The sequence below is a fragment of the Kitasatospora sp. NPDC056446 genome, assembly GCF_042796115.1.
Classification (GTDB): Bacteria; Actinomycetota; Actinomycetes; order Streptomycetales; family Streptomycetaceae; genus Kitasatospora.
In genome coordinates this window covers 1-2454 of record NZ_JBHTRF010000170.1, presented here as the reverse complement: position 1 = coordinate 2454, position 2454 = coordinate 1, and the positions used below count along the sequence as shown (strand labels likewise).

Annotated in this window: 2 protein-coding genes; both read right to left on the bottom strand. The window is 73.5% G+C overall.

Annotated features, from left to right (window positions below):
* Positions 1-1790 (bottom strand): type I polyketide synthase (locus ACFQ6N_RS40255; RefSeq protein ID WP_380659122.1); only part of this gene is annotated, 1790 nt, incomplete at its 3' end.
* A 6-nt stretch (positions 1791-1796) separates the two neighbouring features.
* On the bottom strand, positions 1797-2261 hold the full coding sequence (locus tag ACFQ6N_RS40250; protein WP_380659121.1) for an acyl carrier protein: 465 nt from the start codon (positions 2259-2261) through the stop codon (positions 1797-1799).
* Positions 2262-2454: the final 193 nt, after the last annotated feature.

The window sequence follows — 2454 nt, the reverse complement described above, 5'->3', positions numbered from 1 at the left end:
ACCTCACCGAACACCCGCCCGAACAACGGGAAACCACCCACCAAACCCCCACCCATCCCCGCCCACTGCGCCCCCTGCCCCGCAAACACCACACCGAGCCGGGGCCGGCCGGCGGGTTCGGGAGCGGGGGCGACGGCGGCGGCGTCCAGGGCGGACAGCAGCTGCTTGCCGGTACGCGCGGCCACCACGGCCCGGTACGGCAGGGTGGTGGCGCGGGTGCCGGCCAGCGCGGACGCGACGTCACCGAGGGCGGCCCCGTCGGTGTCCGCGAGGTGGTCGCGCAGCCGGCCGAGCTGACCGCGCAGGGCGCCGGGGGTGGCGGCCGTCACGACGAACGGCAGGACGGGGGCCGACACACCGTCGGTGGCGCCGGTGCCGTGGTCCGCCGCGATGTCCTGCCCGGCCTGCGGTACGGCCTCCGGCTCGGGCGCCTCCTCCAGGATCACATGCGCGTTGGTGCCGCTGATCCCGAACGAGGACACGGCGCCCCGCCGGGCCCGGCCCGCCTCACGCGGCCACGAGCGCGACTCCGAGAGCAGCCGCACCTCGCCTTCCTCCCACTGGACTTCGCGGCTGGGCTCCTCCGCGTGCAGAGTGCGCGGCATCCGCTCGTGCCGCATCGCCTGCAGCACCTTGATGACTCCGCCGACGCCCGCCGCCGCGGAGGTGTGGCCGATGTTGGACTTCAGCGAGCCCAACCACACCGGACCACGACCACCCCGCTCCCGCCCGTACGTCGCCAGCACCGCACCCGCCTCGATCGGATCACCCAACCGAGTCCCCGTCCCATGCCCCTCCACCAACTCCACATCCGCACCCACCACACCCGCATCCGCCCACGCCGCACGGATCACCCGCTCCTGCGCCACCCCCGACGGCGCCGTCAAACCATTCGACGCACCATCCGAGTTCACCGCCGAACCCCGCACCAACCCCACCACCGGATGCCCCAGACGACGCGCATCCGACAGCCGCTCCAACACCAGCACACCCACACCCTCGGACCACCCCGTACCGTCCGCACCCACCCCGAACGACTTGCACCGCCCGTCCACCGCCAACCCCTGCTGACGCGAGAACTCGATCCACGCCCCGGGGGTGGACATCACGGTGACGCCGCCGACCAGGGCCGAGGTGCACTCGCCGCGCCGCAGCGACTGCGCCGCCAGGTGCAACGCCACCAACGACGACGAACACGCCGTGTCCACCGTGATCGCCGGACCCTGCAACCCCAACGCGTACGCGATCCGACCCGACGCCACACTCGCGGCGCTGCCGGCCAGCAGGTAGCCGCGCAGGTCGTCGGAGCCGGAGTCCATGTCGGTGTAGGACTGGCCGGCGAAGCCCAGGAACACGCCGGTCCGGCTGCCGCGCAGGGCGGTCGGGTCGATGCCCGCGCTTTCGACGGCCTCCCAGGCGGCTTCGAGGGCGAGCCGCTGCTGGGGGTCGGTCGCCAGCGCCTCGCGGGGCGACATCCCGAACAGCGCGGCGTCGAACTCCCCGGCGCCGTACAGGAATCCGCCGCGGTTCGTGTCGGAGCGGACGGCCAGGTCGGCGAGGTCCCAGCCGCGGTCGGCCGGGAAGTCGCCGATGGCGTCGACACCGTCGGCGACCAGCCGCCACAGGTCCTCGGGCGACCGGACGCCGCCCGGGTAGCGGCAGGCCGCGGAGACGACGGCGATCGGGTCGTCGGAGGCCTCCACCTGGGCGAGGCGCTCGCGGGTGCGGCGCAGTTCGGCGGTGACCCGCTTGAGGTAGTCGGCGAGCTTCTGCTCGTTGGGGGTGGTCACGGTGGGTCAGCTCGCTTCCGGGCCGAGTTCGCTGTCGATGGACGCGAACAGGTCATCGAGGGACTGCTCGTTCTCGGGGCTCAACCGGGCCCGCAGGTACTCCGCGAGGGCGCTCGGTGAGGGGTGGTCGAAGACCAGGGTCGCGGCGAGCGTCAGTCCGCTGACCCGGTTGACCCGGTTGCGCAGCTCCACCGCCGTCAGCGAGTCGAACCCCAGCTCGGCGAAGGGCCGTTCGGGATCGACCGCCCGGGCGTCGGCGTGGCCGAGCACGGCGGCGGTCTGCTCGGTGACGACCTCCAGGACGTGGGCGGCCCGGTCGGCCTCGTCGAGTGCGGCGAGCCGTTCGGCCAGACCGGCCGGAGGTGCGGCCGGCCCTGCCTGCTCGGTCGGCTCGGCCGGCTCGGCGCCGGTCCGGGGTGCCGAACCGTCGGCGATCCAGTAGTGCCGGTGGTCGAAGGCATACGTCGGCAACGCGGTAGGACGCGCACCCCGCCCCTCGAAGAACGCTTCCCAGTCCACCGGAACCCCGGCCGCGAACAACTCCCCGACACCCTCCACCAGCGTCCGCGCCTCGTCACCCGCACGACGACCCAACGCCACCGCCGAAACCCCCGACGACACCCGACCGATCAACCCCGACAACACCCCATCAGGACCGACCTCC